Here is a 21,729-nt window from a genome sequence, read left to right as displayed (position 1 = left end):
GCTCACAATCCGACGGGATAGCCGAACGTGTCGGCGCCCTCCCAGATCGCCGGGCGGAGGTTGGTCGCAACAGGGCGCTGCCCGCCGAAGTAGGCGACCACCGCGTCGACGACGTCGATCTGATCGGTGTCGATCTCCGTCGTGAAGCCGCACCACTGAGCCATGCACATCTCATCGGCCTCGGACCGCAGGGTCACGGTCACCACCCGCGGGTCGACATCGTCCCAGTCGGATGCCGCGTTGACGAGCGCATAGCCGTTGACAGCGGCAGCGTGCGCGATGATCGCCGCCACCGCCTCCGGGCGCGCGTCGTCCATGACCCCGGAGCGCATGAAGGCATCGACGCTCCAGCGGAACATCGGTGAGCGGTGCTCGACGATCGCTTGATTCGTCCAGTCGGCGATATCGGACTGCGACACCACCCCGGCCGCGAGAGTCGAGCCACGTCCGGCGTGGTAGACGTACGCCCCCTGGACGAGAAGGTGCCGATACCCGGCGCTCGTCGCCCGTGCGGACCAGTCCGACTCCTCGCCGTAGCCCCGCCCGAAGACGGGATCCATGAGTCCGACGACCTCCAGTCGCGGCACGGGCACCATCATGGCGAACGAGATGCCCGCGGGGATGTCGATCGCCTCCGTCCCGAAACGGTTGTGGAGGGCGGTTCCGATGAGATCGGCGACGTCCTGCTCCTCCGGATACAGCTCCACACCGCAGGGCAACGAGTACGGCTCGACGTTGGTCGACCATGCCGTCGCCGATGCGACGTCGTCGTGCCCGCGCAGCGCCTCCAGCAGCACGCTCACCGAGTTCTTGGAGTAGATGACGTCGGAGTTGGAGATCACGACGTAGTCGTACTGCAGCTTCTGCGCCGTCGCGAGGCCCAGGTTCACGTTCCGCGGGATGCCGAGGTTGCGCGTGGCGCGGTAGTACGTCGCGCCCTTGCGATCCGAGATCTCCGCCAGATGGTCGCTGAAGCCCGGCTCCGGGCTCGCGTCGTCGAGCACGAGCACATCGAGATCGAAGCCATCGTGCTCGATGGCCGCGATCGAGTCCATCGTCCGCTCGGCGAAATCGCGGCCGTTGTAGAAGGTGACCGCCAGGAGGACGCGCGGCCTCGTGGGCGCGCTCACCGGCCCATCATCCGCTTGGCGCGACGACCGATGACGTACAGGGTGTGGTTCTTGCGGAACACGTGCTCGATCTTGCGCCGCGGATCCAGCATGAGCTTGAGCTGGACGACTTCGGCCTCGAGCTCGGTGATCCGCTTCTCGCGCTCCAGCATGCCGCGAGTCAGCTCGATGACCCGTGCGTTCGCGACCTCGACGTCCTTGAGCGCACGCTCGAGCGAGACGGAATCGACGGCATCCGCGGACAGCACACGGTCATCGGTCATCTGGAATCCTCTCGTCAGTACCCTCGGCGAGGGGACGTGGGGCCGGGTTCTCACCGGGGAGCACGACCGGCCTCAGATGAGCCCGCCCCGGCAGGCGCTGCAGCGGACTCGGTGGCGATCAGGACGCCGCGGGTTCGATATCGCCCGCCGGCGATCTCCCCCGCCCCCAGCAGATTAGCATCCATCGCCGTGGACTCTTCGCGACGACCGACCGTCACGGCGCCACCGAGATCGTGCCGAACTGGAAGTCCTGAGCCGTGCCCCCCGAAACGTTCTTGGCCGCGCGCAACGGAAGTCCGTAACGCCCGTTCGCTCCCCCGGCGGCGATCCACCGGCTGTAGATCGGCGCCGACACGACGTTGGCACCCGTTGCCGGCGACCAGACGATGGATCCGTTGTCGAAGTCGACCCCGCACCATTTCCCGTTGCAGGTGGCGGCGGCGAGCACGCGCCCGAGCGTGCCGGTGGGACCACCCGCCGCCATCCAGAGATCACGGTATTCGCCGAGGACGGCGATCACGCCGTTGGAGGGAGACCCCGAGAGCACACCGCCCTGGAACGACTGCGAACACGTCACCGCCGTGCACACCGCCGCCGCCGTCGGCGCACCCAACGCCCCGCCGCCCGCACCCTGCGCCTGCCACGGCTGCAGGAACCAGCCCGACACCGTCACCATCCCGTACGCCGGCGTCCACGCCAGGACACCGCGCTGGAAAGCCTGCGAACAGCTCTTGCCGTCACACGAGTCGTTGCCCAGCGGCAGACCCAGCGAGCCCGTGACGCCGCCCGTCGCGAGCCACACGTCACGGTACTGTCCCGTCACGGCGACGACGCCGTTCGACGGCGAACCGACCAGCAGACCGCCCTGGAACGACTGCGAACACGTCACCGCCGTGCACACCGCCGCCGCCGTCGGCGCACCCAACGCCCCGCCGCCCGCACCCTGCGCCTGCCACGGCTGCAGGAACCAGCCCGACACCGTCACCATCCCGTACGCCGGCGTCCACGCCAGGACACCGCGCTGGAAAGCCTGCGAACAGCTCTTGCCGTCACACGAGTCGTTGCCCAGCGGCAGACCCAGCGAGCCCGTGACGCCGCCCGTCGCGAGCCACACGTCACGGTACTGTCCCGTCACGGCGACGACGCCGTTCGACGGCGAACCGACCAGCAGACCGCCCTGGAACGACTGCGAACACGTCACCGCCGTGCACACCGCCGCCGCCGTCGGCGCACCCAGAACACCCTGGTCATAGCCGCGGGCCGCCCAGGCGGAGAGGAACAGCCCGGTGGTGATGATCGTGCCCCGCGCCGTGGAGACGTCGATGCGCGCCCGCTCGAACAGCTGCGAGCAGGAGGTGCCTGCGCCGCACGTTGCGGGAGCGACCGGTGCGCCCAGGGCGGCATATCCCCCCGCCGCGAGGTACGGTGTCGCGATCGCGGTCGGAATCGCCTGGGCGTTCGAACCGGCCGCCACGATGAGGCCGCCGTCGAACCGCTGCGTGCACCCGCCGCCGGCGCACACCGCATCGCTCTGGGGATACCCCATCGCGCCCGCCGACATGCCGTTCGCGCTCCACGCCTGGAAGATCCCGCCCACGACCGCGGTCGCACCCCCGCCGGAGAAGAACGCCGCCCGGGCGAAGGTCTGGGCGCACTTGTCACCGGCCGAGCAGACCTCCGGGCCGCGCGCGCCGCCGAGGGCGACACCGCCCGCCGCCAGCCAGGTGTACTGGATGTGCTGTCCCACCAGCGACCCGCCGACCGAGTCCGCCGCGATCACCCCGCCGTCGAACGACTGCGCGCAGGTCGAGTCAACGGCACAGACCGGCACGCCCGTCGGCAATCCCGGCTTGCCATCGATGAACCCGAGGTTCCGCCACATCGACTCGACGACCGACGGGACACCGAACACGCCCCGCGAGGGGAACCAGAAGATCGTCCCGCCGGCGAACGACTGCTGGCAGTAGCGGTTGTCGATGCAGACGACGACGCTCCTCGGCGCGCCGAGGATTCCGGAAGCTCCGCCGAGGGACTTCCACACCGCGGCGTACTCCCCCGTGACCTGCTCTGCGGTCGGGTCGCCGAACCAGTCGGTGTACAGACGCCAGAAGTTGCGGTTGCCGTAGGACGAGCAGAAGTCACCGGTGCTGTAGAGGTTGTCGAGCGCGGCCTGATTGGGTGTGTACGGCGTGTAGACGTACAGCGCGCGCGTGGCATCGTTCTGGATGTAGACGCGCTTGGTTCCGCAGATGCCCTTCGTGTCCGGAGGGTTGGCCTGATACAGGATGTTGTTCCACCCCAGCTGGTAGCCGAACCAACTCGGGTTCTTGATGTAGATCTGCATCTGCCGAGCCGCGCCGTACAGCTGGTAGAAGAAGCCCGCATAGTCGGGGTCGCAGGCGGCCCCGTCGGGGCATCCCTGCCCGAGCGCCGCACTGTACTGCACCTCGTACGGCGACGGGTCCGTGACGAGGCTCTGCTCCTTCTGCAGCATCACGAGAATCACCTTGGGGTTGATTCCGCACGACTGGGCGACGGCCGAGATCAACTGGGCGGCGGTCATCGAGCCGCCCGGGAACGCACTGCAGTAGGCGTTCGCCGCGAGCGCCGGCGTCGACTGCGCGACATAGTCGCGCATGCACGGCATGCCGTACAACGGCCGACAGTTCGACACCTTCGAGTTCAGGAAGCTCTGGATGTCGGATGCCGAGAGCGACCCCGAATCGAAGAAGTTGCTGTCGGAGATCAGATAGCCGGCCTGGAAGCTGCTCGCGGTCGCGGCGTCCGCGGCCGGCGGTTGCAGCGGTGCGACGACTCCGACGAGTCCCGAGAACACCGCCGCAACGACGACCAGCATCGAGAGGAGACGACGGCGGAGGGTCCGCGGGGCTTCACTCACGGCTGATGGACCAGCACCGATGCGGACGAGCCGGCCGAGGTCGGCGAGGTGAAGCTCAGAACGAGCGTCCAGTCGCCGGGCTCGGCCGCGATCTTGATCAGCCCGCAGTTCACGGCTGCGGGCGTGGCGTGGGCCTCTGTCTGGGCGGTGAGGACGCGACCCGTCGCCGATGTGGCAGTCAGCGAGCACGTCCCCTCCTCGTCGGCGTCTCCCGTGACGAGGCCCGATGCGAAGACGTCCTCCCCGTCCGCTCCCGAGCTGACGATCGTGACCGTCGCCGTGGCGCCGGGCGTCGGCGACGCGATCGGAGAGGGCGTCGCCGGGGTCGCAGAGGACGTCGGCGTCGGCACGGCAACGGTCGCGCTGGTGGGAGGAACCGGAGCGGTCGTCGTCGAGCCCGGCGAGCCTGCGGAGCCGGTCGCGCATGCGACGAGGGACATCATCGCGCCGACCGACACCAGCGCGCCGAAACCGACGCGCCTCATCGCGTCGCGCCGCTCGCCGAGACCAGGCTGCACTCGTTGACCGTAGTTCACTCCCTCAGTATCAACCACAGTTGGCGAGAATGGTCGAGATCAGCCCGCGTGCCCTTCACGGACGCGACTCGCAAGCGATCCCGTTGTTGTCGCGGTCAAGCCTGGCGACATCGCCGTAGTACGGCTTGTACTTGTCGAACCATGCCTGCGCTTGCGCCTGCGTGTCAAAATCGTCGCAGTTGACCGTATCGCCGGGGTTGGCGGGCGTCCCGCCGCCGGACGAGCCGCCCGTCGACGGCGCGGAGCCCGGCAGGGGATAGCTGGCCCGCCACGCATCGGCCTCGGCTCCCGTGAGCACCCGTACGCCTCCACCGGGCTGCCACACCATGAGGCCGTGCTGGAACGGAACCTGGCACTGGCCGCTGAAGCACGACTCGGGCCCCTCGACGAGACCGAGGTGACCGTCGGGCCCACCTTCGCGATAGAGCCAATGGTCGACGTACGCCGTGGAGAGCGACACGATCCCCGTGGACGACGACGTCAGCGTGCCTCTACTGAACTGCTGATAACACGCCGCTCGTTGACACTCCATCGCACCGAGCGGAACACCGAGAGAGCCACCGCCCCCTCCTCGGGCGATCCAGTCGCCGTAGAACCAGCGCTTCGTGACGGGGAACGTCACGCCGTAGCCGCCCGGATTCCAGACGATGACACCACCCGTGAACGAAGCCTCGCAGTACCACCCGTAGCACTTCTCGGGCCCCGAGACCAGACCGATGTCGCCGTCCGGTCCGCCCCACGCAAGCCACGTGCGCACATAGGAGCTGGAGAGTTTCACGATCTGGGTGCCGTCCGAGGTGAGCACGCCACCCACGAACTCCTGCCAGCACGAGGACGACTGGCACGTGAGGCCGTTGAGCGGGATGCCGATCTCTCCGGTGACCGCACCGAGCCGCTTCCACGCCTCTTCGAACCACGGGTGCACGAGGATCACCTGAACCCCGACGCCGGGCGTCCACCGTGCGACACCGTGGGTGAACGGAGTGGCGCAGTACGTACCGAAGCAGGATTCCGGGCCCGCGACCAGCCCGAGCCCGCCGTCCGGGCCTCCGGCCGCGAGCCATGTCGAGACGTACTCGGTGGAGAGCTTGACGATCCGGGTCCCATCGGACGTGAGCACTCCGCCGGCGAACTCCTGCCAGCACGAGCTCGACTGACACTGCATCGGGTGCAGGGGTGCGCCGAGGACGCCGCCGGTTCCGCCCAATTCGGTGTACGTCGGTTCGAACCACGGGTGCACCGGGATGTCGGTCGAGGCAGCCGCTGCGCTCGACGCCGTCGAGCCGGCGATACGTGCGGGCGCGGCGTCCACGGGCGCGGCGTACGCACCGGTGCCCGCTCCTGCGGCGACGATCACCACGACCAGGGCTGCGCAGACCGCGCTGAACAGAGAAAGGCGCCCCCGCCGCCTTCGCGCCCCGACCATGGACACCAGTGGATTCGACTGCACAGTCATGTCCTTTCATCCCGCAGACGGCTCGTCTCCCGCGCCTCGACCACACGCTACCGTTCTTCTGGGATCCGCCGAGGGCGTCACCGCCGTCCACGCCCCCGATCACGTGCCGCCTTCGCCGCCCGGGTGCGATAGCGTCGCCGGGTGGACACGCTCACGCAGGAGACACGACGCCGAAACACCTCGGGTCGGCAGTGGTGTCTCTTCCTCGACCGCGACGGCGTGATCAACACCCGCATCATCGACGGCTATGTGCGCACGTGGGAGCAGTTCGCGTTCGAACCCGGAGCACTCGAGGCCCTGGCAGTCCTCGCGCAGTGGGCACCGCGCATCGTGGTCGTGACGAACCAGCAGGGCGTGGGCAAAGGGCTCATGACGGCTGCCGACCTCGACGACATCCATCGGCGGATGCGCCTCGAGATCGAAGGGGCGGGAGGGCGGGTCGACGACATCCGCGTGTGCCCCCATCTCGTGGGCGCGGACTGCGACTGCCGCAAGCCTGCTCCCGGGATGGCGCTGAGCTACCTCGCCCAGCATCCGGAGGTCGATGCGGCACTGTCGGTCATGGTGGGCGACACGGAGTCGGACATCGAGATGGGACGGCGACTGGGAGCGCGCACCGGCGGCACGATGACCGTGCGCATCGATGCCGTGGACGATCCGCACGCCGACGTCACGTTCCCCACGTTGGCGGCATTCGCCGTCGCCGCCGCGGGGCCGGATCACTCCGCGGAGTAGCCGAACCCGTCCTCGATGGCCTGCATCAGCGAGTGGATGACGACGAGCTCCGACTCCTGGATGCGGTCGGCCCAGCGACTGGCGCCGAGGGCGATCGTCACATCGGCCAACGCCCCGATCGGGCTCTCGGCCGTGCCCGACGAGGCCACGACCTTGCCTCCCGCCGCCTTCATCGCCTCCGCCGCGCGGAGCACGTTCGGTGACTTGCCGCTCGTGCTGAGCGCGAGCAGGACGTCGCCGGGGCGAGCGAACGCCTCGACGAACTTGGAGAACACGAACTCGTAGCCGTAGTCGTTGGCGACGCAGGTGAGGTGGGACGGGTCGGAGATCGCCATCGCCCGCAGCGGCGGCCGATTCCCACGGAACCTGCCGGTGAGTTCCTCGGCGAAGTGCTGAGCGTTGGTCATCGAACCGCCGTTGCCGCAGGCGAACAGCGTCCCTCCCCCGCGCAGTGAGGTCACCATGGTCTCCGCCGCGGCCGCGAACGACGCTCCGAAGCGCTCGTCCTCCGCGAGGGCCGACATCCGGCGTGCGTTCTCGAGCAGGTTCTCCTGAACGATGTTCATCTTGTGATTCCTCTCCCGCGCGGCTCAGCCGCGACGCACCTGTTCGCCCTGCGACAGCTTCGTCGTCGAGACACCGTCGAGGAGGGTCACGATATGGACTCTGCCGCCCCAGGCCTTGGCATCGTCTCCCCCGACGACCTGATCGGGTCGGTAGTCCGATCCTTTCACGATGACGTCCGGCTGGATGGCCCGGATCAGCTCGCGGGGAGTGTCCTGCTCGAACACGGTGACGAAATCCACGTAGCGTACGGCGTCCAGCACCGCCATGCGATCCGCCTGCGGTTGCAGCGGTCGCGACGGTCCTTTGAGTCGCGCCGTCGAGGCATCCGAGTTCACTCCCACGACGAGCACGTCGCCGAACGAACGGGCCTCCTTGAGGAGAGCGACATGGCCGGCGTGCAGGAGGTCGAAGACTCCGTTCGCGAAGACCACCGTCCGGCCCGCGTCCTTCTCCACCCGCACCAGTCGCGCCAGCTCATCCCAGTCCTCGATCGTGCCCGGCCGGTGGGCGGGAGAGGAATCGATCAGCAGTTCGTTGAGGAGGTCGGCCGAGGTCACCACCGCGGTGCCCGGACGGGCGCAGGCGATGCCGGCGGCCAGGTTTCCGACCTGCACGGCCTTCAGGGTGGACAGGCCGCTGCCGAGGCCCACTGCGAGACCCGCGATCATGGAGTCACCGGCACCGGAGACGTCGGCGACGAGACGGGCGCGCGTGGGAAGCCGCGTGCGCGCGCCGCCCTCGACGACCTCGACGCCCAGCGCGGACAGGGAGATCGCGACGGCCGACACATCCGGGACGGCCATCGCCTCGGCGATCTGCGCGAGCACCTCCTCGGTCGGCGCGGTCGCCGACACCCCCGCCATGAGGGCCGCCTCGGCGAAGTTGGGCTTCACGACCGTCGCGCCGCTGTACTTGCGGATGTCCGCCGACTTCGGGTCGACGACGACGGGCAGGGAGCGCTCTCGGGCGAAGGCGATCACGCGCTGCACGACCGCCTCGTCGAGCATGCCCTTCGCGTAGTCGGAGAGGACGATGACGCACCGATGGTCGTGCCCCTCGACGGCATCGCGCACAGCGCTGAGCACGGCATCCGCACCGGCCGCATCCAGCGACGACGTGTCCTCGCGATCGATGCGCACGATCTGCTGCTGCCCGGCCACGACCCGCAGCTTCTCGATCGTGGGGGCATCGCCTCGGGCGACGCGGCGCGCCTGGACGCCGGCGGCCGCGAGCAGTTTCTCGAGCTCCCGGCCCGCCTCGTCCTCGGCCCACGCCGCGATGAGAGTCGCCGCGGCGCCGAGCCCCGCGATGTTCATCGCCGCGTTCGCGGCGCCTCCGGCCACCGAGCGGTCCTGGGCGACGCGGAGCACGGGGATCGGCGCTTCCGGAGAGATGCGGTGCACCGCGCCCTCGACGTACCGATCGAGCATCGCGTCGCCGACGACGACCACATGCACCGCCTGGAACCCGAGGACGTCGTGAGGAGTGATGAGGGGAAGAGAAGTCATGGCGGGTTCCAGATCAGTGACGGAGACAGGACGCGGGTCAGCCCGCGGACGCCGGTGTCTCGGAAGGACGAGAGGACTCACCGATGAGCGCGAGGGCGGCGCCGGCGACATCGGCGGAGTCGACGGCGAGGATGCAGTGCGGCTCGCGCGACGAGCACTCCTCGCCGCATCCGGGTGCGGGCCGTTCCGGCTGGAGAACCGCTCGCTGACGCGACCACGGGCCGAATCGCTCCGGCGCATTGTCGCTCCAGGGCGAGCCCGTCGCGGGATGGCAGGTGACGACGACGGTGGGAACGTCGAGAGAGCTCGAGATGTGCTGCAGACCGGAGTCGTTGCCGATGAAGAGGTCGCACTGCGAGATCGCCGCGGCGCTCTCGCTCAAGGAGAGTTCGCCCGCGAGATCCACGGCCGCGATCCCGCGGTCGCGGAGAAGCCCCACGAGTTCGGCCGCACGCTCGCGGTCGGTCGGGCCTCCGAGGATGCGGACGCGGACCGGCCCGCTCTTCGCGATCTCGACGACGGCCTCGGTCAGACGTTCGACGGGCCACTGACGCTTCGCGTCCCGTGCGCCGATGCCGAGGCCGATGACCCGTCCGCTCTCACCGGGCAAGGAGGCGCGGGCTTCTGCGCGCGCCGCGTCGGCGGCGTCGAACAGGGCTCGTCCCACCGGCCGGGCGCCCGGATGGGTCCATGCCAGCCCGAGCCAGTCCGCCAGGCGGCGCAGCTGAGCGACGGTCAGCAGGGGGTCGTTTCCGCGCGGGAGCTCATCGGTGAAGAGCGCGCTCTGGTCGCCGAGCCAGTCGGGCTCGCGCTGGGGGACGGGGGTGAAGCCGACGACCGAGCGCGCACGGGTGGCGACCGCGAGGTACCGGATCGGGGTGTCGTCGAAGTCCCAGCGCGGCAGGACCGCCAGATCGTAGCCGCGGATCCCGAACCGGCGCAGAGCCTGCCGAACCGTGAGGATCTGCCGCTTCAACGCCGAGCCCTCCGTGATCGGCGACCAGAAGATCAGACGGTCGACGCTGGGGGCGGCATGGAAAGCGGACCCCGGGCCCGGCTTGACCACGAGGTGCAGTTTCGCGGAGGGCCACTGGCGACGCATGGCGTCCAGCAGCGTCAACGTGCTGACGGTGTCGCCGATCTCGTCGCTGCGGAGGATGACGACCCGGCGCGGCTCCTGCGTCGGGTCCCAGGAGCGCCGCCGGCGCGAACCGAACAACCGGACAAACCGCCGTGGCGACAGAGGATCGCGATGCCGGATGGCATTGATCTCCCACTGGACGCGGTGAAGCAAGGAACGCGCGTTCATCCGAGCCATTCTACTGCTCACGCGGCGCCGCCCCCCGCGGCGCGGTGGCGGAGGACGTCGTCGACGATACGTCCGGCCCGCGCGTCGAAGGAATGATCCCGTCGGATGCGCTCGGACGCGGCCGCGAGCCCCTCCGCATCCGGGAACAGATCGGCGGGGTCGCGTGCCAGCAGCTCGAGCAGTTCCTCGTCCGTTCGGAAGACGGGCACGGCGTCACCGAACACGCGGTCGATACCGTCGACGTCCTCGCTGATCACCCGCCCGCCGGCGGCCACGACGTCGAACGGCCGCATGGCGATGAACCCTTCTTGCCGCATCGCCGGCCATTGGTCGTTGAGGACGATGGAGGCCGTCTCATAGCGCTCGCTGAGCCGGTCGTTCGGAAGGTTCTCCGCCGCGATGGCCGAGGCGGGGATGTAGGTGCGCCAATCCGGTCCGTAGACGCGCACCGGGATGCCCGCCGCCAGTGGCACGACGACGCTGGGCCGAGCGATTCCTCGCGCGGTGCCGACGAAGACGATCTCGTCGGTGCGCGCCAGGCCACGCGGGTAGAACTGATCGGCGTCGGTGCACTCCAGCAGCGGCGAGACGGTGATGTTCCACCGCTCGGAGGCCGCTGCACTCCACAGATCGGATGCCGCGTAGACGATGTCGAAGTCGTCCACCTCGGCTCGCGTGATCTGGTCGGGGTGGCTGATGATCCACTCGACGCGGGTACCCGTCGTCGGGGGCGAGATGCGGTACGGACCCCGCACCACCAGCGTCACGTCGTCGAGGGCAGACGTCCACCGGTCCCGGGCATCGAAGCTGTCCACCGCCACGAAGTGTCCGCGTCGTCTGAGGGCCTTGGCGAGTCCGTCGGCGAAGTGCGTGTCGCCCCAGACGGCGCCGAGGGGACCGGGCGGTGCGCAGATCTTGATGGCCCACCGCAAGGCCGCCGGCTCCGGGCGTCGCCACTCGAGCTCGGGCAGCGGTGCGGCGGACGGCGTGAGCGCGGGGCGCCAGGCCGTCACCCGGAAGCCCGCTGCACGGAGGATCTCTTCGGCGCGACGGCGCTCATCGGAGAAGGGCGCCGCGGCGGGTTCCTCCGTCCGGAACGCGGTGTGGCGCGCGTACGACGTGCTCCGGATGCCCGCGTCGATCTGGCAGACGAAGCCGGGAACTCGAGCACGCAGGGCGGCGCTGAGGGCAGGCACGGCCGCTCCCGCCGAGACACCGTCGAACCCGCCGATCGCGGACCAATCCTCACGAGCCATCGCGAACGTGGGACCGGCCAGAAGGGGCACTTCGATGCGCGACGTCCCGAGGAGATCGAGGTCTTCGCGGGGATGGCCGCTGAGAATCGCGTAGGGCACGGTCCCGCCGGTGCCGGCCGCGCCGAAGGCCGCGACGGTTCCGTCGGGCGCGATCTCCACGGGTGCGACCGCCCGGCCCGGCACGACGCCTTCCCGCAGTGCGCGGATCTCGGCCGTGGTGAGGTCCGATCGCGGGCCGACGATCGTGATCGTGCCCGATCCGCGTCGGGGCGCGGCGTCGGCGCTGCGGACGGCATCCCGATAGGACGCGGCGCGCGGAACGATCACTCGCCGCAACGACGGGAACAGCCGTGCGGCGACGTCGAGCCCGATCCACTGACCGGCTTCGCATCCGACCGCGACGACGACCACGTCATCCGTGTGGGCCAGGGGGGTGACCTCGAGGACGCGACGGGGGTAATCGCGATCCCGCCGCTGGAGGATCCGAACGACCAGGTCGGCTCGATCTGCGTCCCCGGCGGGTGCGCGCGTCCCCCGTCGCCACTCTTGCGCGGCCTCCATCGCCCAGGCGCGCAGCTGCATCACCGGCACGGACCGCGACCGTTCGCCGATCCGAACCTCGACGATCGCGCTCTCCCGGCGCGCCCAGACGTCGTCCAGTGGCGCAACGCCCTCGGCCCGGCGGGCGTCGGCCGGCGCGTCCCACCAGGGATGGACGGACACCGTGCGTCGATCGCTCACGAGGTAGGCGTAGAGCGCGGGGACCCGATCGGGCTCGGGCAGCGCCCGCCCGGCGACGAGCTCGTCGAACAGCGGATTCAGGCTGAGGCCGGATCTGAATCCGCGCGTGACGTAGTCCACGATCGCCCGCGCGTCACCGGCACGGCGCCATCCGCGCTGTGCGGCGTAATACTGCGCGTCCACCAGGCCGGAGCGGCGGATGACCCGCCACCACAGCAGACGGTCCGCGGCCCTGACGAGCGCGCCGGCCACCGGAGCGCCCCTGACGCGACGCCAGGCGGCGCGCAGACGCGATCGGGAAGCGGTCATCACGAGTCGCCTCGGCCGCCCAGACGTCGTCGCAGACGCCGCAGACGCGAAGCGATGGGCTGATGAGAATCGATGTCAGCACGGATCTGCTCCCGGAGGCGGTCGGCCGACGCATCGACGTGGTCCGCCAGCCGCCTCTCCATCCCCGCCAGGTACAGCGGAAGGCCCATTCCGTTGGCGGACGTCCAGGCGGCGAGCTCGCGATCGCGCACGAGGGCGTCGTCTTCGGCGTGTCGATCCTCGAGGGCGAACATGCTGTTGGACGCCACTCCGGTGGCGGAAGGGCGTTGGGTCCATATCGCGAGGGGAGCACCGGGGATGAACCCCACCGAGTGTCGAGCGAGCACCCGCAGCAGGAACTCCCAGTCCTCGACGGTGCCCAGTCGCTCGTCGTAACCGCCGACCTCGTCGTGGACCCGACGTCGGTAGAGCAACGAGATCGGGACGACGCGATTGCGATCGAGCATGTCGGTCAAGGAGACGCGGGTCATCCCTTCCCAGAACGGCACCCGTGAGGCCTCGACCCATACGCCGCCGACGTTCTGCTCGTAGGCGATCGCGGTGGCGACGGCGACGCCCACGTCCTCCGGGTGCGCGTCGAGCCAGGCGACCGTGCGCTCCAGGAAGCGCGGGTCCCACAGGTCGTCGTCGTCGTGGAGGACGACGAACTCGCTCCCGTCGGCCGCCGCGACTCCGGTGTTCGCGGCGACGCACCGCCCGCCCGGTGCGGCGGTGTCGATCAGTCGGGAATCGACGCCGGCGGAGGACACGATCTGCGCGGCCACGGCGCGGTCGCCGCCGTCATTGACGACGACGATGCCGACGTCACGGAAGGTCTGTGCCGAGATGTCAGCGAGAGACCTCGTCAAGAACTCCGGTCGGTTCTTCGTCCGCACGATCACGGTGACACGAGGAGGCATGACTTACACCCTAGAACCGCGCGCGTCCTCGCGCGTCCTCACAGGTCGGCGTGCAGCTGCCAGACCCGCTCGGCCGCGCTGAGCCAGGAGAAGGCGCGTCCGCGGTCGGCGGCGAGCACGGCCTGCCGCTCGACGACGGCCGTCGACGACAGCAGGCCCGCGAGCGCGTCCGCGAAGGCGCCCTCCTCGTCCGCCGGCACCAGCACGCCGCCGTCCCACACGATCTCGCGGTGCGTCGGCGAGTCCGCGGCGATGACGGGCACGCCGACGGCGAGCGCCTCGACGACCCGCCACGGGAAGCCCGCGAGCCGGCTCGGCGCCAGCAGCGCGACGGCGCCCCCGAGGACGGCCGCACGATCGGCATCCTCGAGCGTCCCCCGCACGTGCACGCGGCCCTCCGCCAGACCGGATGCCGCGGCCTGCTCGGCGAGCGCGGGCTCCTCCCCCTCGGGGGCGTCGAGGACGACGACGGGCAGGTCGGCTCCCGAGGCCGCGATCGCCGTGAAGGCGTCGGAGAGACCCGCGGATGCCGCCGCGGAACCGGACATGACGAGGCACCCGTCCGGGATGTCGAGCGCGCGGCGTCGACCCACCTCGTCGGTGGGGACGGCGAAGCGCGCGGGTGCGGCGCCGGCGATGACGCGGAGGCGGTCGCCCAGGGGGGCGATCTCCGAGAGCCTCTCCGCCATCGCATGGGTGGGCACCACGACGGCGTCGGCATGCTTGACGGCGCGCTTGAGCATCGCCCGATGCCACGCGACGGCGGGACGCGACATCTCCGCGGCGCGCTCCCACGCGGCGAGATCCCACATCGTGACGACCGTCTGATCGTTCTCGTGCACCCGATCGTGCTTCACCAGCGGCGCGAGGGAGGTGGGCGAGTGGATCATCCCTCCCCCGATGCCCGGTGCGATCCCGAGCTGCCACGAGGCGGCGAGCTCACGGCGCGGCAGCGAGGCGCGCGTGACATCGACGAGGCCGGGAACGGCGGCCTCCAGCGCGGCGGACGCGTCGGGCACCGACGGCACGATCGCGGCGACGTCGCACCCCGACGGCGCGGTCGCCACGAGCGCGCGGGCGATCTCGCGGGTGGCGATCGCGAGATCGGCGTCGGTCGCGGCGACGATCTGATCCAGCACCAGGCGGAGGGTGGCGGTCATGACCTCAGCCCTCCGGGGTCGGCGTGGGCGAGGGCGGGTAGAGCGCCTGCTGGATGAGGTCGCGCACGTGCGCGTACTCGTCGGCCGTCGGCTCGTCCGTGTCGATGCCGGCGCCCTCGGGGGTCAGCTCGAGCGTCTGCACGGGCTGCTCCTTCGCCTTGACGCCGAGCTGCACCAGATACCCCAGCATCGAGTCGGGGATGTCGGTCTTCACGAGGTCCTCCCCCGCCGCGGCGACCGCCTGGAAGCGGCTGAGGACGTTCGCGGGGTTCGCCTGCGCCAGGATCGCCTGCTGCAGCTCCCGCTGACGGCGCATGCGGTCCCAGTCGCTCGTGGTGTACCGCGACCGCGCGTACCACTGCGCCGTGTCGCCGTCCATGTGCTGCGCTCCGGCCTCGATCCAGCCGATCGCCCAGTCCTCCGCCGGCTCCCCCTCGTAGGTGGGACCGCCGCCCTTGGGCAGCCGCTCCTGGACGGTGATGTCCACGCCGCCGAGCGCGTCGACGATGTCGGCGAACCCCTTCATGTCGACGAACACGTAGTACGGGATCTGGATGCCGAGGATGCCCTCCGCGGCATCCTTCGTCGCCTCGATGGCAGGGGTGGAGCTCTGCGCGGCGGCGTCGGGGTAGATCTCCGCGCCTCCGTCGGGCTGGCAGATCTCGACGGCGTTCATGAGCTGGTTGATGCCCGGGCCCCAGCCGCACGTCTGCGAGGGGTGGCCCTCGAACCCGTCGGGATAGCGGTCGTGCATGGGTCCGTCGGCGAACGGCGCATAGGCGAGGTCGCGCGGGATGCCGGTGATGTGCACGGCGCCGGTCTCGGCGTTGACCGAGACCACCGAGATGCTGTCGAATCGCATCGAATCGCGCCCCAGGCCGCTGTCGGCGCCGAGGAGCAGGAAGTTGTAGTACCCGTCGGAGGGCGGCACCGGCGGGGCGTTGTTCGTGAAGATCGACGCGATCGCCTCGCGAGCCGGAGCCAGCAGCTGCTGCGCGGCGTACACGGCGCCGCCGCTGCCGACGACGAGGCTGAGGATCGCGAGCGCCGCGACGATCGGCCGGGAGCCGCGGCGGACGTTCACCAGCCGGATCAGCCGGAGCGTGTCGATCGTGAGCACGACCCACAGCACGGCGTACGCCAGGAGCACGAGCTGGATGACGAGCAGCGCGAACCCGTTCGTGCCGATCGTGAAGAGCAGCGACGGCCAGATCAGCGCGGCGACGCCGGCGAGCACGACGACCACCCACATGAGCAGGGTCGCCGTCAGGCCCACCCGCCCGAGGCGCCGGCTGCCGGCGAGGGCCTGAGCCGAGCCGGGCAGGAGGAAGTTGAGGGCCAGGAGCCACCAGGCGCGCCGCGTCATGACCTGCGGCGAGCGGGTGTCGGGGCGACGCATCGGCTGCTCGCCGACGATCACGCCTCCCCCGGCACCGCCTCCCGCGCCACGGGGCGGACGCGGCGGGGCGGCGATGCTCACAGCGATTCCTTCAGACGCAGGTTCTTCTCCTCGACCTGCTCCTCGAGGGTCCGCGCGTACTGCTCGACACGGTCGGCCAGTCGCGGGTCGGACGAGCCGAGGATGCGGGCCGCGAGCAGTCCGGCGTTCTTGGCGCCGTTGATGGACACGGTCGCCACCGGGATGCCCGCGGGCATCTGCACGATGCTGAGCAGGGAGTCCAACCCGTCGAGCGTCGCGAGCTGCACCGGCACACCGATGACGGGGAGGGAGGTGACCGACGCCAGCATGCCGGGCAGGTGCGCCGCGCCGCCGGCCCCGGCGATGATCGCACGGAGGCCGCGGCCGCGGGCCTCACGGCCGTAGCGCAGGAGCTTGTCGGGCGTGCGGTGGGCCGAGACCACCTCGACCTCGTGCGGGATCGTGAACTCGCTGAGCACCTGCGAGGCGTCGCTCATGACCCGCCAGTCGGAGTCCGACCCCATGACCACGCCGACGAGAGGGGATGCCGAGGAATGCAGGGGTCTTGTCACCCGACAAGGCTATGGCGGCACCCTGGAAGAACCCCGGAACGCCACGCTCGAGAGCCGTCGGTGACGAGCGTCGGAGTCGCGCCCTCATGCCCGTCGACATCACCCGCGAGCACGCCCACGCCCACCGATGGTCCGACGTTCGTCACGCAGCAACCGCCGATCCACCCCCACGATCGGGCGCGGGCCGGAGGGCGGAGGGGCGCGTCAGTCGGTGAAGAAGGCCGCCGCCGCGCGGGCCTCGTACACCACGGCATCGAGATCGTCGCCGACGGCGTTGACGTGCCCGACCTTGCGCCCGGGGCGGGGCGCCTTGCCGTAGGTGTGCACCTTCACAGCGGGATGGGCCTCGAGCACCGCGGGGAATCGACTCTCGAGCGTGTCGTGCTGCGGACCGCCGAGGATGTTCACCATGACCGCCCACGGCTGCCGCGGGGACGCGTCGCCCAGCGGAAGATCGAGGACCGCGCGCACGTGCTGCTCGAACTGTCCGGTGACGGCGCCGTCCTGGCTCCAGTGGCCGCTGTTGTGCGGGCGCATCGCGAGCTCGTTGACCAGCAGCCGCTCGTCGGTCGTCTCGAACAGCTCGACGGCGAGCATGCCCGTCACGCCGAGACCCTCCGCGATCGCGGTTCCGATCTCGGCCGCGACCTCGGCCAGACGCGCGCCGCCGCGCGGGGCGGGCGCGATCACCTCGGCGCACACGCCGTCGCGCTGCACCGTCTCGACCACGGGGTAGGCGAGCAGCGCACCGGACGGTCGTCGCGCCACCTGCTGGGCGAGCTCGCGGGAGAAGTCCACGAGCTCCTCCGCCAGCAGCGCGCCGCCATCGAACCAGTCCGCGACCTCCGCCGGGTCGCTGACGACGCGCACGCCCTTGCCGTCGTAGCCGCCCCGGGGCGTCTTGACGACGGCGCGGCCGCCGTGGGCGTCGAGGAACGCCCGCAGCGCCTCGGCATCGGCCACGGCCGCCCAATCGGGCTGCGGCATGCCCAGCTCGTCGAGGCGGGCGCGCATCGCGAGCTTGTCCTGCGCGAACTGCAGCGCGTCGGGCCCGGGGTGCACGCGCACACCGTCGTCCACGAGCGCGCGTAGCACCTCCTGGGGCACGTGCTCGTGATCGAAGGTGAGCACGTCGACGTCGCGCGCGAACGCCCGCACGGTCTCGAGGTCGCGGTAGTCGCCGGTCGCGGTCGCGGCGATCGCGGCGGCCATCCCGGGCTCCTCGGCGAGCACCCGCACCTGCACGCCCAGCTCGACGGCCGGCGCGATCATCATCCGCGCCAGCTGACCGCCGCCGACGATTCCGAGGGTGAGTGCCATGGTGCTCCCTTTCGTCCGCTCCATCTTCTCAGGTCGGCGAGAGGGCGCTCCGCCACCGCGGCCGCGCCGTCCGCCGTCCGCCGGCCGGGCCGTACGGGGCTACGGAAGCGGGGGCGGGTCCGGGATGACCGTGGTCGCGGCGTCCCACCGGGCGTCGCGATGGGCCAGGATCTGGCTCACCTCGACCTGGTCGGACAGCGCCTCGTGCAGGAGGCGGACCGCGGGGACGTTCACGAGCCGGAGGGGCTCGTCGACGCCGTTGGAGAGCACCAGCGTGCCGGCGCCCCACAGCCGCTGCAGCGGACCCCGGCGCTCCGCGATCGTGTAGCCGCGCGCGTGCAGGAGCTCACGGCGGCGCTGGCCGAAGGTCCCGGACTGCTCGACGACGCGCCGCGTCGTGACCGTGTAGGTGTGCGACAGCCACCGCAGGTACGGGAGGACGACCAGCAGCAGGACGACGGCGCCCGCCGTCGCCCACAGCATCCAGTCTTCGAACGGAGCGGGGAGATTGCCCGTGAAGTAGCCGGCGGCTCCGGCGGCGACGATGAGGACGAGCGCCGACCAGAACAGCCGGCGCGCGTGTCCGCGCACGCGCGCGATGCGGCGCTCGGGTGTCGGCGCGCCCGGCGCGGGCGTGGCGGGTCGCCCGGGGTACGCGGTCGGCGAGGTCACGCTCTCATTGTGCCGGTCACCGCGCCGAAACGGGGCGTGACCGGGCCGAGGTCCGCGATTCGCCCGCCGCCGGCGCGATCATCGCACGTGCACGACGTCACCGGCGCCCACGACGCTCTCCGGGCCGTCGTCGGTCGCGACGACGAGCCGACCGTCGGCGTCCAGCCGCGCGGCCGTGCCTTCGATGACCCCGCCGTCGGGCAGCGAGACGGTCACCCGCGTGCCGAGCGTGCCGCAGCGCGCGACGACGTCGGAGGCCACCGCGGCTCCCCCACCGACGGCCAGGCGGGCGATGCGGTCGCGGAGCGCGTCGAGGAACGCCGCGACGAGCCGGTCCTCGTCGGCGACGGCCCGCAGGGCAGCGAACGAGGTCGCCGTGGGCACGGGCAGCTCCGCCTCGGACATCGTCGTGTTCACACCGGCGCCGACGACGACCGTGTGCGGATCCGAGGGAACGACCTCGACGAGGATGCCGCAGATCTTGCGGCCGTCGACGAGCACGTCGTTCGGCCACTTCACCGCGACGTCGTGGGCGGGCAGCTGGGCGGCGACCGCGTCGACCATGGCGGCGCCCGCGACGAGCGGGATCCAACCCCGGTCGTGCACGGCGACGGCGCCGACGCGCAGCAGCACCGACACCGCGAGGGCCGATCCGGGGGGCGTCACCCAGGTGCGGCTGAGCCGGCCGCGGCCGGCGCGCTGGTCGCGGGTGAGCAGCACCGACAGGTGCGGATGCCCGTCCGGATCGTCCTCGGCATCGCGGACGAGCTTGGCGTTGGTGGAGTCGACGGTGTCGATGACGTGAACGCGGGGCGAGACAGCGGCCGTCAGGGGATAGCCCTCGGTGGGAATCGACATAGCGTCACCCTACGCCGCACCCGCGAGGCCGGACGGCGCGTCGTTCCGCGGCATCCCACAATCGAATCGCCGTCTCGTTGTGAGCGTCCCCCAACCGACGTACGGGGGCGGTCGCTAGGGTGGGAGGCGTGCCAGAGCAGCCAGACGAAACCGTGCAGCCAGACGAAACCGTGCAGCCAGACCACTCCGCGCAGCCCGACCTGTCGACGACGGCCGGCAAGATCGCCGACCTCCGCGCCCGCTACCAGGCGGCCGTCGTGGATGCCGAGGCCACCGCGCGCGACAAGCAGCACGCGAAGGGCAAGCTCACGGCGCGCGAGCGCATCGAGATGCTCGTGGACCCCGGGACCTTCGTCGAGTTCGACGAGTACGTGCGTCACCGCACGACGGCCTTCGGCATGGACCGCTCCCGCCCGTACGGCGACTCGGTGGTGACCGGCGTCGGCACGATCCACGGCCGCACGGTCGCCGTCTACGCGCAGGACTTCACGACCTTCGGCGGGTCGCTCGGCGAGGTGGCCGGCGACAAGATCATCAAGATCATGGAGTTCGCGCTGCGCGGCGGCATGCCCATCATCGGCATCCTCGACTCCGGCGGCGCCCGCATCCAGGAGGGCGTGGTCGCCCTCGGCAAGTACGGCGAGATCTTCCGCCTGAACACGGCGGCCTCCGGCGTCATCCCGCAGATCTCGATCATCATGGGCCCGGCGGCCGGCGGCGCGGTGTACTCCCCCGCGCTCACCGACTTCGTCATCATGGTCGACAAGACCAGCCAGATGTTCGTGACGGGTCCCGACGTGATCAAGACGGTCACCGGCGAGGACGTCGGCATGGAGGAGCTCGGCGGCGCCTACACGCACAACACCCGCTCCGGCGTGGCGCACTACCTGGCCGAGGACGAGGACGACGCGATCGACTACGTCCGCTCGATGGTCGGCTTCCTGCCCGACAACAACATGGCCGAGATCCCCGTCTACGAGAACGAGTTCGAGTGGGAGACCACCGACGCCGACCGGACGCTCAACACGGTCGTGCCCGACTCCCCCAACCAGCCGTACGACATCCACCAGGTGATCTCCCACATCGTGGATGCCGGGGACTTCCTCGAGGTGCAGCCGCTGTTCGCGCCGAACATCGTCATCGGCCTCGGCCGTGTCGAGGGCCGCACCGTCGGCATCATCGCCAACCAGCCGTCGCAGATGGCCGGCACCCTGAACATCGAGGCGGGCGAGAAGGCGAGCCGGTTCGTCCGCTTCTGCGACGCGTTCTCCATCCCGATCCTCACCCTCGTCGACGTCCCGGGCTACCTGCCCGGCACCGACCAGGAGTGGACCGGCGTCATCCGCCGCGGCGCCAAGCTGCTGTACGCGTACGCCGAGGCGACCGTCCCCCTCGTCACGGTCATCCTGCGCAAGGCCTACGGCGGCGCCTACATCGTGATGGGCTCCAAGCAGCTGGGCGCCGACGTCAACCTCGCCTGGCCGACCGCCGAGATCGCCGTCATGGGCGGTCAGGGCGCCGTCAACATCCTCTACCGCGGCGAGATCCGCAAGGCGGAGGAGGCCGGCGAAGACGTCGCGGCGGTGCGTCAGCGCCTCGCGAACGAGTACACCTACAACGTCGCGTCGCCGTTCCTGGCCGCCGAGCGCGGCGAGCTCGACGGCATCATCGAGCCCGCCCAGACCCGCGTCGCGGTCGCCAAGGCACTGCGGTCGCTGCGCGGGAAGCGGGCCAGCCTGCCCGCGAAGAAGCACGGTAACATCCCGCTATGACCGCGTCCGCCACGCCGCCGCCGAGCGCGGCTGCCGCCGGCGCGGATGCCGTGCGCATCGATGTCCGCCGCGGCGACCCCACCCCGGAGGAGCTGGCCGCCGTGCTCGCGGTGGTCACCGAGGCCTACGAGCGCGAGGCCGCCGACGCCGTCGCCGACGAGACCCCGCGGCGATCGGCCTGGGAGCTCTCGGCCCGGAACCTGCGCGCGCCCCTGCGGCGCGAGATCGGCTGGGGACGCTTCGCGGGCTGACCCGCTGTCTTTGTCCCCCAAAATACCTACAGACACAGCTTCTCGGAGCCGGAAGAATCGATATCGCTGGAACGC

General features: G+C 70.8%; 19 protein-coding genes. 3 read left to right on the top strand and 16 right to left on the bottom strand.

Features of this window, described 5'->3' with window-relative positions; all coding sequences use genetic code 11:
* Nucleotides 1–2: 2 nt before the first annotated feature.
* The 5 genes from KY498_RS16570 to KY498_RS15400 all read right to left on the bottom strand — a co-directional run bounded on the left by KY498_RS16570 (nucleotide 3) and on the right by KY498_RS15400 (nucleotide 6,254).
* Nucleotides 3–1,130 (bottom strand): glycosyltransferase family 2 protein, encoded by a 1,128-nt coding sequence (locus KY498_RS16570; protein WP_060960952.1) that lies wholly within the window; start codon nucleotides 1,128–1,130, stop codon nucleotides 3–5.
* On the bottom strand, nucleotides 1,127–1,393 hold the full coding sequence (locus tag KY498_RS15415) for a hypothetical protein (protein WP_060960953.1): 267 nt from the start codon (nucleotides 1,391–1,393) through the stop codon (nucleotides 1,127–1,129). The genes KY498_RS16570 and KY498_RS15415 overlap by 4 nt, the downstream gene beginning before the upstream one ends.
* Before the next feature lie 214 nt (nucleotides 1,394–1,607).
* Nucleotides 1,608–4,250, bottom strand: a complete 2,643-nt coding sequence (locus KY498_RS15410; RefSeq protein ID WP_191008941.1) for an LGFP repeat-containing protein — start codon at nucleotides 4,248–4,250, stop codon at nucleotides 1,608–1,610.
* A gap of 38 nt (nucleotides 4,251–4,288) precedes the next feature.
* Entirely contained in the window at nucleotides 4,289–4,810 is a 522-nt protein-coding gene (locus tag KY498_RS15405) for a hypothetical protein (RefSeq protein ID WP_060960955.1), read from the bottom strand.
* Between the two features lie 73 nt (nucleotides 4,811–4,883).
* On the bottom strand, nucleotides 4,884–6,254 hold the full coding sequence (locus KY498_RS15400; RefSeq protein WP_223848993.1) for an excalibur calcium-binding domain-containing protein: 1,371 nt from the start codon (nucleotides 6,252–6,254) through the stop codon (nucleotides 4,884–4,886).
* A 171-nt stretch (nucleotides 6,255–6,425) separates the two neighbouring features.
* On the opposite strand from KY498_RS15400, the gene KY498_RS15395 reads away from it, so the two are divergent.
* Nucleotides 6,426–7,019, top strand: a complete 594-nt coding sequence (locus tag KY498_RS15395; RefSeq protein ID WP_191008942.1) for an HAD-IIIA family hydrolase — start codon at nucleotides 6,426–6,428, stop codon at nucleotides 7,017–7,019.
* Here KY498_RS15395 and KY498_RS15390 read toward each other — a convergent pair.
* The 11 genes from KY498_RS15390 to KY498_RS15340 form a co-directional block, all read right to left on the bottom strand.
* The gene (locus KY498_RS15390) at nucleotides 7,004–7,585 is read right to left on the bottom strand and encodes an SIS domain-containing protein (RefSeq protein ID WP_060960958.1); all 582 of its coding nucleotides are present in this window, start codon (nucleotides 7,583–7,585) and stop codon (nucleotides 7,004–7,006) included. The two genes, KY498_RS15395 and KY498_RS15390, sit on opposite strands and share 16 nt — an antisense overlap.
* A 24-nt stretch (nucleotides 7,586–7,609) precedes the next feature.
* On the bottom strand, nucleotides 7,610–9,094 hold the full coding sequence (locus KY498_RS15385; RefSeq protein ID WP_191008943.1) for a PfkB family carbohydrate kinase: 1,485 nt from the start codon (nucleotides 9,092–9,094) through the stop codon (nucleotides 7,610–7,612).
* A 37-nt stretch (nucleotides 9,095–9,131) separates the two neighbouring features.
* Complete coding sequence (locus tag KY498_RS15380) at nucleotides 9,132–10,403, bottom strand: glycosyltransferase family 9 protein (protein WP_219879422.1); 1,272 nt, start codon at nucleotides 10,401–10,403, stop codon at nucleotides 9,132–9,134.
* 17 nt (nucleotides 10,404–10,420) lie between these two features.
* A complete protein-coding gene (locus KY498_RS15375) occupies nucleotides 10,421–12,709 on the bottom strand; it encodes a glycosyltransferase (protein WP_191008945.1) in 2,289 nt (762 codons plus the stop codon).
* Complete coding sequence (locus KY498_RS15370) at nucleotides 12,709–13,629, bottom strand: glycosyltransferase family A protein (protein WP_061782060.1); 921 nt, start codon at nucleotides 13,627–13,629, stop codon at nucleotides 12,709–12,711. Before KY498_RS15370 ends, KY498_RS15375 begins: the two co-directional genes overlap by 1 nt.
* 38 nt (nucleotides 13,630–13,667) lie before the next feature.
* Nucleotides 13,668–14,789, bottom strand: coding sequence for a glycosyltransferase (locus tag KY498_RS15365; protein WP_191008946.1), 1,122 nt, complete (start codon nucleotides 14,787–14,789; stop codon nucleotides 13,668–13,670).
* A gap of 4 nt (nucleotides 14,790–14,793) precedes the next feature.
* On the bottom strand, nucleotides 14,794–16,269 hold the full coding sequence (locus KY498_RS15360; protein ID WP_191008947.1) for an LCP family protein: 1,476 nt from the start codon (nucleotides 16,267–16,269) through the stop codon (nucleotides 14,794–14,796).
* Nucleotides 16,266–16,733 carry a 5-(carboxyamino)imidazole ribonucleotide mutase gene (gene purE / locus KY498_RS15355; RefSeq protein ID WP_191009570.1) on the bottom strand — a complete coding sequence of 156 codons (468 nt, stop codon included), beginning with the start codon at nucleotides 16,731–16,733 and terminating at the stop codon, nucleotides 16,266–16,268. Before purE ends, KY498_RS15360 begins: the two co-directional genes overlap by 4 nt.
* 252 nt (nucleotides 16,734–16,985) lie before the next feature.
* The gene (locus KY498_RS15350; protein WP_258186424.1) at nucleotides 16,986–18,101 is read right to left on the bottom strand and encodes a 5-(carboxyamino)imidazole ribonucleotide synthase; all 1,116 of its coding nucleotides are present in this window, start codon (nucleotides 18,099–18,101) and stop codon (nucleotides 16,986–16,988) included.
* A 99-nt stretch (nucleotides 18,102–18,200) separates the two neighbouring features.
* Entirely contained in the window at nucleotides 18,201–18,773 is a 573-nt protein-coding gene (locus KY498_RS15345; RefSeq protein WP_061782057.1) for a PH domain-containing protein, read from the bottom strand.
* A 78-nt stretch (nucleotides 18,774–18,851) separates the two neighbouring features.
* Nucleotides 18,852–19,631: a biotin--[acetyl-CoA-carboxylase] ligase gene (locus tag KY498_RS15340; RefSeq protein WP_101306731.1), complete on the bottom strand. Its 780-nt coding sequence runs from the start codon at nucleotides 19,629–19,631 to the stop codon at nucleotides 18,852–18,854.
* Between the two features lie 170 nt (nucleotides 19,632–19,801).
* On the opposite strand from KY498_RS15340, the gene KY498_RS15335 reads away from it, so the two are divergent.
* The gene (locus tag KY498_RS15335) at nucleotides 19,802–21,403 is read left to right on the top strand and encodes an acyl-CoA carboxylase subunit beta (protein WP_219879626.1); all 1,602 of its coding nucleotides are present in this window, start codon (nucleotides 19,802–19,804) and stop codon (nucleotides 21,401–21,403) included.
* Complete coding sequence (locus tag KY498_RS15330; protein WP_060960969.1) at nucleotides 21,400–21,654, top strand: acyl-CoA carboxylase subunit epsilon; 255 nt, start codon at nucleotides 21,400–21,402, stop codon at nucleotides 21,652–21,654. Before KY498_RS15335 ends, KY498_RS15330 begins: the two co-directional genes overlap by 4 nt.
* Nucleotides 21,655–21,729: the final 75 nt, after the last annotated feature.

Origin of the sequence: Microbacterium sp. PAMC21962, from assembly GCF_019443465.1 — a bacterium.
In the GTDB taxonomy this organism is placed as follows: domain Bacteria; phylum Actinomycetota; class Actinomycetes; order Actinomycetales; family Microbacteriaceae; genus Microbacterium; species Microbacterium hominis.
This window is presented reverse-complemented; position numbering and strand designations above follow the sequence as displayed.

Bases quoted from the DNA above. Each gene is read 5' to 3' on its own strand.
- KY498_RS15415 (WP_060960953.1), bottom strand. From the start codon at position 1,393: ATGACCGATGACCGTGTGCTGTCCGCGGATGCCGTCGATTCCGTCTCG.
- KY498_RS15410 (WP_191008941.1), bottom strand. From the start codon at position 4,250: ATGCTGGTCGTCGTTGCGGCGGTGTTCTCGGGACTCGTCGGAGTCGTC.
- KY498_RS15400 (WP_223848993.1), bottom strand. From the start codon at position 6,254: ATGGTCGGGGCGCGAAGGCGGCGGGGGCGCCTTTCTCTGTTCAGCGCG.
- KY498_RS15390 (WP_060960958.1), bottom strand. From the start codon at position 7,585: ATGAACATCGTTCAGGAGAACCTGCTCGAGAACGCACGCCGGATGTCG.
- KY498_RS15385 (WP_191008943.1), bottom strand. From the start codon at position 9,094: ATGACTTCTCTTCCCCTCATCACTCCTCACGACGTCCTCGGGTTCCAG.
- KY498_RS15380 (WP_219879422.1), bottom strand. From the start codon at position 10,403: ATGAACGCGCGTTCCTTGCTTCACCGCGTCCAGTGGGAGATCAATGCC.
- KY498_RS15375 (WP_191008945.1), bottom strand. From the start codon at position 12,709: ATGACCGCTTCCCGATCGCGTCTGCGCGCCGCCTGGCGTCGCGTCAGG.
- KY498_RS15370 (WP_061782060.1), bottom strand. From the start codon at position 13,629: ATGCCTCCTCGTGTCACCGTGATCGTGCGGACGAAGAACCGACCGGAG.
- KY498_RS15365 (WP_191008946.1), bottom strand. From the start codon at position 14,789: ATGACCGCCACCCTCCGCCTGGTGCTGGATCAGATCGTCGCCGCGACC.
- purE (WP_191009570.1), bottom strand. From the start codon at position 16,733: ATGGGGTCGGACTCCGACTGGCGGGTCATGAGCGACGCCTCGCAGGTG.
- KY498_RS15350 (WP_258186424.1), bottom strand. From the start codon at position 18,101: ATGGCACTCACCCTCGGAATCGTCGGCGGCGGTCAGCTGGCGCGGATG.
- KY498_RS15340 (WP_101306731.1), bottom strand. From the start codon at position 19,631: ATGTCGATTCCCACCGAGGGCTATCCCCTGACGGCCGCTGTCTCGCCC.
- KY498_RS15330 (WP_060960969.1), top strand. From the start codon at position 21,400: ATGACCGCGTCCGCCACGCCGCCGCCGAGCGCGGCTGCCGCCGGCGCG.